The sequence below is a fragment of the Rhodocyclus gracilis genome, from assembly GCF_009617575.1.
Lineage (GTDB): Bacteria > Pseudomonadota > Gammaproteobacteria > Burkholderiales > Rhodocyclaceae > Rhodocyclus > Rhodocyclus gracilis.
Genome location: NZ_WIXJ01000007.1, coordinates 146234 through 153199, shown reverse-complemented (window position 1 = coordinate 153199; position 6966 = coordinate 146234). Strand labels below are relative to the sequence as shown.

Below are 6966 nucleotides of genomic sequence, written 5' to 3'. Positions count from 1 at the left end.
GCACTGAAATGCCTGACCGTCATCGACGAATACACCCGCGAGTGCCTGGCGATTGATGTGGCCGGCTCGATCCGTTCGGCGCGGGTCGTGGAGGTTCTTTCCCGACTGATCAGCATCCACGGCGCCCCACAGGTCTTGCGGTCGGACAACGGGCCCGAGTTCGTGTCCTGCGCGCTACTGCGCTGGGCGGCCGATCAGAATCTCGACATGGCGCTGATCGATCCCGGCAAGCCTTGGCAAAACGGGACGACCGAGCGCTTCAACGGCAAGTTTCGGGATGAGTGCCTGTCGATGAAGTGGTTCCGCCATCGGCTCGAGGCCAAGGTGGTCATCGAGCAATGGCGCCAGCACTACAATGAGGTCCGCCCGCATTCGAGCCTGGGTAACCAGACGCCAGTGGCGTTCAAGAAAGCCCGTCTATCAACCACCCAACCGGAGGCCGTTCTCCAGGAATAAGTGGTCCGAAGAAGTCAGGCAGGTCAGGGGATTCAGTCACCTAAAACCCTATGCCTGTCATTTTTTGTAACAAGTTTCTGATGTTTAACTCGGATTTTTACCGTTCGCGTGCGTCCATTTTTACATTCACCTGCTCAGGTTTTGCTTCCTTCAGCATAGTGGGATGATGGCGATTGCATTGGGGCGGCGTAACAGCGACGCTTTCTTCGTCCGGCGTCCTTTTGTCTTTCCGTAGTTATTGTTATAAAACGTCTTTTTGAGTGGTATGATCGCCGGTGACAGCGTTGGCGGCCATCCGGCGCTGCGGTATGTAGGGATTTGTACTGTTGAGCGATGGTCGTTTTACCGCGCAGAACTTTTCGGTCAGTGTCCGGTCAGGAAAAACAGTGGCCGGGTATCAGGACGTTTTATTCAATGGAGAGAGACTGATGAGCAATCTACAAGACCTTATTGCGCAACGTGATGCGCTGGACAAGCAAATCGAAGAAACCCGCAAGGCCGCCCGTGCGGCGGCAATTGCCCAGGTTCGTGAATGGGTGGCCGCGCATGGCCTGACGGCTGAGGATATCGGCTTCAAGGCGTCGGGGGCGGCCAAGGCGCCGGCTAAACTGCGTAAGGCGGTGGCGATCAAGTATCGCGGCCCGGCCGGTGAAACGTGGACGGGCCGTGGCGTTGCGCCGAAGTGGCTGACGGCACTGGAATCGGCTGGCCGTACGCGCAGCGAGTTCCTCGTCGCCTGATCGCCTGATCACGCTTCGCCGCTAAAGGCGCCGCGTCGCAACTGTTTGCGACCAGGCGCCTTTTTTATTGGGTGTGTGCGTTATGCCTGTGATGTTTTCGCGATGACGTGCGTCACGTGCCGCCGAAGGCTGGATAGAGCGCGCAGTAATTGGCGTGCGGCCTTATCCTGGTGACTGCGCGCCGCAAACTTCGAGAGACTTATGCACATTCTGGTTACGGGTGGTACTGGATATATCGGTTCGCATACCTGCGTTGCCTTACTGGCGGCTCATCATCAGGTAACGATCCTCGATAATCTGTCCAACAGCGATTCCTCTGTTGTTGAGCGCATCAAGGAATTGGCCGGGGTTTCGCCGACGGTTTTTGAGGGCGATGTGCGCGACCGTGCGTTATTGCGTCGGATATTTTCCACGTGTCCTGTTGATGCCGTCATTCATTTTGCTGGACTGAAAGCGGTCGGCGAATCGGTGGCGTGGCCGCTGCGCTATTACGATTGCAATGTGGGCGGCACGACGGCGTTGTTGGCGGCGATGGAAGAGGCCGACGTGCGTGTTCTGGTTTTCAGCTCGTCGGCGACGGTGTATGGCGACCCCGCATCGGTACCGATTCGCGAGGATTTTCCGCGCGCGACGACCAACCCGTACGGTGCCAGCAAGTTGATGATCGAAGATATGCTGGCCGACATGGCTGCCGCGAATCCCGATTGGCGGATTGCCCGGCTGCGCTATTTCAATCCGGTTGGCGCGCATGAGAGCGCGCTGCTGGGCGAGTCGCCGACGGGGATTCCAAATAACCTGATGCCTTATGTCGCGCAGGTGGCGGCAGGTGTTCGCGAAAAGCTGTCGGTCTTTGGCGGCGATTGGCCGACGCCGGATGGGACGGGGGTTCGCGACTACATTCACGTCGTCGATCTCGCCGACGGGCACATGGCGGCACTGAACTACCTGGCGCAGCACGCGGGTATGCTGACGGTGAATCTCGGCACTGGGCGCGGCACCTCCGTGTTGGAGATGGTGCGGGCGTTTTCTGCCGCGTGCGGGCGTGAGCTGCCTTTCGCCATCGTCGGTAGGCGTCCGGGGGATATCGCGGAGTGTTGGGCCGATCCCGCAGCGGCGCAGCATCTGCTCGGCTGGCGCGCGCAGCGGGATATCGATGCCATGTGTCGTGACGCGTGGCGCTGGCAGCAACGTCAGCCCGCGCTGACGAAAAAATAGGCGAAAGATCAGGGGGAGGATATGGCGACGTACGCGGTCGGTGACATTCAGGGGTGTTTCGATTCGTTCCGGCGCCTGCTCGATCTGTGCGCCTTCGATCCGGCCCACGACCGCCTCTGGCTCGTTGGCGACCTCGTCAATCGCGGTCCGCGTTCGCTGGAGACGTTGCGCTACATCCGCGGGCTCGGCGATGCAGCGGTCACCGTCCTTGGCAATCACGACTTGTATTTGCTCATGGTCGCAGCTGGCCATGGCAAGCGGGGCAAGGACGATACGCTGGCGGCGGTTCTCGCCGCTCCCGACCGTGACGAGTTGCTCGACTGGTTGCGCCGGCAGCGCCTGTGTCACCTTGAAAATGAATTTTGCATGGTGCACGCCGGCCTGTTGCCGCAGTGGAGCGTCGTGCAGGCGCGCGCCTTGGCCGCCGAGGTCGAAAGCGCCCTGTCCAGCGACGACTACGAGACCTTTCTCTCGCGCCTCTGGGGCAGCGAACCGGCGGCCTGGTCGGACGATCTTGCTGGCTGGCCGCGCTTGCGGGTGATCGTCAACGCCATGACACGAATGCGTTTTTGCACGGCGGCGGGCGTCATGGATTTTCGAGTGAAGGGCGAGGTCGCCAAGGCACCAGCGGGCTATCTGCCCTGGTTCGACGCCCCGCATCGGCGCAGTGCCGATGCGGTGATGGTCGTCGGCCATTGGTCGGCGCTCGGCCTGACCCTGCGCTCCAATCTGCTGGCGCTCGATTCCGGCTGCCTCTGGGGCGGGCGCTTGACCGCCCTGCGCCTCGAAGATCGCGCCCTGTTTCAGGTCGACTGCGCGAGTGGCGAGTCGGTGCCTCTGGAGTTGCCGCGCGCCTGAGCAGGCGCCAAGGACTCGTTCAGGGCTGCGCGACGGGCTGATCGCCGTTGCTGTCGCCAGTGGCGCTGCGGGGGGCGCCGCGATCAGTTGCGGCGCCTGACGCGTGGGCGGTGTTTGGCTGGGGTTCAACTCCGGCGGCGGCCTCGGCGGGGGGGGCGGGCGCCGTAACTTCCGGGAGTTCAAGCGGCAAGGCCAGCCGGAAGGCGATGGCGGCGCGGGCAGCGTGCGCCAGTTCGCGACGATGGCGTTTGCTCGTCGGCAACGCGGGGGTGGGCTGCACGCGAACGATGATTCCGCGCCGGCTGATGATTGCCAGAACGCACTCGAGCAGCGTCGTTTCGCCAATGTACGCCGGCGCCAGGCTGCGGCTGCCGTCAAGCTCATGGTAGGAGACGGCGACGGGTTGCAGCGGCCGCCCCGCGGCGATGGCCGGTTGCAGCAGCGCGGCGTGGAAGGCCAGCAGATGCGTACCGTCCGTCGTCGTTCCTTCCGGAAATACGGCGACGTCCTTCTCGGCCGAGAGCAGCGCGTCAATGCGCTCGTTCACCACCTTGGCGTGCGCGCGACTGCCCCGTTCGAGAAAGACTGTATCGGTATGCGCCGAAAGCCAGCCAATCAGGGGCCATTGCCGCACTTCGGCCTTGGAAATGAAGGCCACCGGTCGCGCCGCGTTCAGTGCAAAGATGTCGAGCCAGGAGATGTGATTGGCGACGATCAGGCTGCCCGGCGCCGCGCTCGATAAATGAGCGTCGAGACGCACCGCGAGGATATCGAGCAGTTGCCGCGACCAGCGCTGCTTGAGCCACAGGCGTCGACGGTCGTGGATGAACGGATAAAGCGCCCAGACGAGGCTGATTCCCCAGATGACATGCAAGGCCAGTCGTAACAGCCGGATGGCGCGAAGTGGCAAAGACGCAGTTTCAGGAGTGTTCGGCACTGTGGCGAGGGCGCGAGAAACGCGATCAGAGTGGGATGGCAGATTATACGCACGCCTTTTGTCGCTCCGCGCCAGTGCCCGCCGTCGATGGCGGAGGGACGAGGGCGATTCGCAGCGTGGGTGTTGCTTGCCGCAAAGCTGCCGCGGTTGCGCCTTCGCCGCACTACGGCGAGGCGCGTTACGCGACGCAGTAACCGGACGCGAGGAGGGGGCTGCGGCGAAGCGGCTGGGACGCCGACGCTGGCGGGCCGTGCCGCGCGCGCCGCGCCCGCCTGCGTGCGTGCGTGTGATCCGGTGGTGGCGCCGCGCCGACTAGCGGCTGAGGAAGTGGCGCGCGTAGCGGTCGCCGACGCGTGACATCGACAGCAACAGCGGCAGGTCGGCCGTGTTGAAGTCCGGATCCCAGGCCGGGTCGCCGCAGACGTAGGCACCGGCGCGCAGATAGCCCTTGATCAGCGGCGGCATTTCGGCCGGCAGATCGTTCTTGAGGGCCGCCAGCGGCAGTGGGCAGCGTGGGAAAACGCGGTACTCGAGCGGGCTCATCTGCTCGCCCAGTTGGCTGTAGAGGCTGGCTGCCGCGTGGCCGCCGTCGCCCATGCTGATGCTGGCGCAGCCGATCAGGTATTCATGGCCGTTTTCGCGCATGTAGCGGGCGAGACCGGCCCACAGCATGGTGATCGTTGCGCCTGTCCGGAAATCGGGATGCACGCAGGAGCGGCCGATTTCGACGAGGTGCGGGCGCAGGTGTTGCAGACGGGTGAGGTCGAATTCGTTTTCGGTGTAGTAGCCGCCGATGCGCCGGGCATTTTCGGGCGAGAGGATGCGGTAGGTGCCGACGATCTCACCGGAGGTTTCGTCGCGGACGACGAGGTGGTCGCAGTAGGGGTCGTAAATGTCGTGATCGACGCCCGGCGTGCGCGTTGCGAGATTGGCGCCCAGCTCGCCGGCGAAGACGCGGTAGCGCAGTTTTTGGGCTTCGAGAATTTCGCGGTCGCAGCGGGCGATATCGACCGAGAGTTTTTGCCGCGCCGGGCGAGTGCCTTGCGGGCGGGTATCGAGAGTCGTCGTCATAGTTGTCCCCTGTTGTTGTCCGGGGCAACTTTAGGGGGGCGACATTACAGAGAAATTGCAGACCGATGAAAGTTTCGGTCGCCGTTCGGCAGGGCGCCAAGGCCAGCCAGACGAGCGATGCCGGCGCATGGCCGGCATCGGTGATGAGGGCGTATCGCTTGTTCTATCAGTGGGTGACGCGCGACTGTCCGCGACCGGACAGCACGCGCACGCGCTGTCCTGCGGCGAAGTACTCGTCGGCTTCCTGAACGATGGCGACCATTCCGCCATGATCGAGGCGAACGGTGATTTCCAGCCCGGTCTTGCCCGTCGCCCTGTTTTCGATGGCGTTGCCGGCGACGGCGCCCGCTACGGCGCCGACGATGGCGCCGACGATCTGGCCGTTGCCGCCTCCGATGTTGCTGCCGGCAACGCCGCCGATGGCGCCGCCTGCGAGCGTGCCGGCGCCGGAGTGGGTGCCTTCCATCTGCACTTCACGAACGCTTTCGACGACGCCCAGGCGCACGGTCATTTCCTGCCGGGCCTGATCGCGCGAGTAGACGTTGCCGGAGCGGCTGCTGGCGCAACCGGCGAGGGTCACGAGGCTGGCGCTGGCGAGCAGTGCTGCCGCCAGACGATGTGAGGTGGTATTCATGGCGTTCCTTTCGTAGTCATCGGTCGCCTGTGCGTTCGCTGCATGTCGCTGCGAGGCGAGACGGCGACCTACCAGAGATTTTCGCCGAAAGCGCCGGCGTAGCGCTGGTTGATTTCATCGCGGCTCGGCGTGTGATTCTGGCCGCCGCGATGCGCGATCTTGATGGCGCCCATGAGCGAGGCGAGACGCCCGGTTTTTTCCCAGTTCCAGCCGGCGTTGATGCCGTAGAGCAGGCCGGAACGGTAGGCGTCGCCGCAGCCCGTCGGGTCAAGGATGGCGTCGGCTTTGACGCAGGGAATGTTGATGAGTTGCCCGTCGGCACGGATCTCCGAGCCTTCACCGCCCCGCGTGACGATGAGCGCGCGCACCTCGCCGGCGAGTTCGTCGAGGGTGCGGCCGGTGCGATCGCACAGCAATTGCGCTTCGTAGTCGTTGAAGCAGGCGAAATCAGCGAGGCGCAAAAATTCGAGCAGGTCATCGCCGGAGAACATCGGCAGGCCCTGGCCGGGGTCGAAGAGGAAGGGAATGCCGGCGGCGGCCAGGTCGCGCGCGTGCTTTTGCATGCCGTCGCGGCCGTCCGGGGCGACGATGGCGAGCGTGACGCCTTGCGTGTCCGCGACATGGTTGAGATGCGAGAAACTCATGGCGCCGGGGTGGAAGGCGGTGATCTGGTTGTTGTCGAGGTCGGTCGTGATGAATGCCTGTGCCGTGAAGCTGTCGGCAACGCGACGGACGTGCTTGCGCGAGAGGCCCAGCGCGTCGAGTCGGGCGAGGTACATGTCGGCGTCGTCGCCGACCGTCGCCATGATCAGCGGATCGCCGCCAATGAGTTGCAGGTTGTAGGCGATGTTGCCGGCACAGCCGCCGAACTCGCGGCGCATCTCCGGCGTCAGGAAAGCTACGTTCAGGATGTGGATCTGTTCCGGCAGGATGTGGTTCTTGAAGCGATCATGAAAGATCATGATCGTGTCGTAGGCGATGGAGCCGCAGATGAGCGTGGACATGGACGATTCCGTGAAGTGAGCGAAGCAGTGGCGGCGGCGCGAAATTCGCTC

8 protein-coding genes are annotated in these 6966 nt (G+C 63.7%); 4 read left to right on the top strand and 4 right to left on the bottom strand.

The window, feature by feature from the left end; translation table 11 throughout:
- The 4 genes from GHK24_RS10760 to GHK24_RS10745 all read left to right on the top strand — a co-directional run.
- A partial coding sequence (locus GHK24_RS10760) for an integrase core domain-containing protein (protein WP_153472877.1) occupies positions 1-456 on the top strand: 456 nt, incomplete at its 5' end.
- A 428-nt stretch (positions 457-884) separates the two neighbouring features.
- A complete protein-coding gene (locus GHK24_RS10755) occupies positions 885-1196 on the top strand; it encodes an H-NS histone family protein (protein ID WP_153472876.1) in 312 nt (103 codons plus the stop codon).
- Positions 1197-1397: 201 nt separating this feature from the next.
- Positions 1398-2411 carry a UDP-glucose 4-epimerase GalE gene (gene galE / locus GHK24_RS10750; RefSeq protein WP_153472875.1) on the top strand — a complete coding sequence of 338 codons (1014 nt, stop codon included), beginning with the start codon at positions 1398-1400 and terminating at the stop codon, positions 2409-2411.
- A gap of 21 nt (positions 2412-2432) precedes the next feature.
- The gene (locus tag GHK24_RS10745; RefSeq protein ID WP_153472874.1) at positions 2433-3269 is read left to right on the top strand and encodes a symmetrical bis(5'-nucleosyl)-tetraphosphatase; all 837 of its coding nucleotides are present in this window, start codon (positions 2433-2435) and stop codon (positions 3267-3269) included.
- Between the two features lie 19 nt (positions 3270-3288).
- Here GHK24_RS10745 and GHK24_RS10740 read toward each other — a convergent pair whose 3' ends face one another.
- From GHK24_RS10740 to GHK24_RS10725, 4 genes are all read right to left on the bottom strand, one after another.
- Entirely contained in the window at positions 3289-4179 is an 891-nt protein-coding gene (locus GHK24_RS10740) for a lysophospholipid acyltransferase family protein (protein WP_153472873.1), read from the bottom strand.
- A gap of 339 nt (positions 4180-4518) precedes the next feature.
- Positions 4519-5277: a GNAT family N-acetyltransferase gene (locus GHK24_RS10735; RefSeq protein WP_153472872.1), complete on the bottom strand. Its 759-nt coding sequence runs from the start codon at positions 5275-5277 to the stop codon at positions 4519-4521.
- A gap of 166 nt (positions 5278-5443) precedes the next feature.
- Complete coding sequence (locus tag GHK24_RS10730) at positions 5444-5911, bottom strand: outer membrane lipoprotein (RefSeq protein WP_153472871.1); 468 nt, start codon at positions 5909-5911, stop codon at positions 5444-5446.
- A gap of 68 nt (positions 5912-5979) precedes the next feature.
- Positions 5980-6915, bottom strand: a complete 936-nt coding sequence (locus GHK24_RS10725; RefSeq protein WP_153472870.1) for a carbohydrate kinase family protein — start codon at positions 6913-6915, stop codon at positions 5980-5982.
- Positions 6916-6966: the final 51 nt, after the last annotated feature.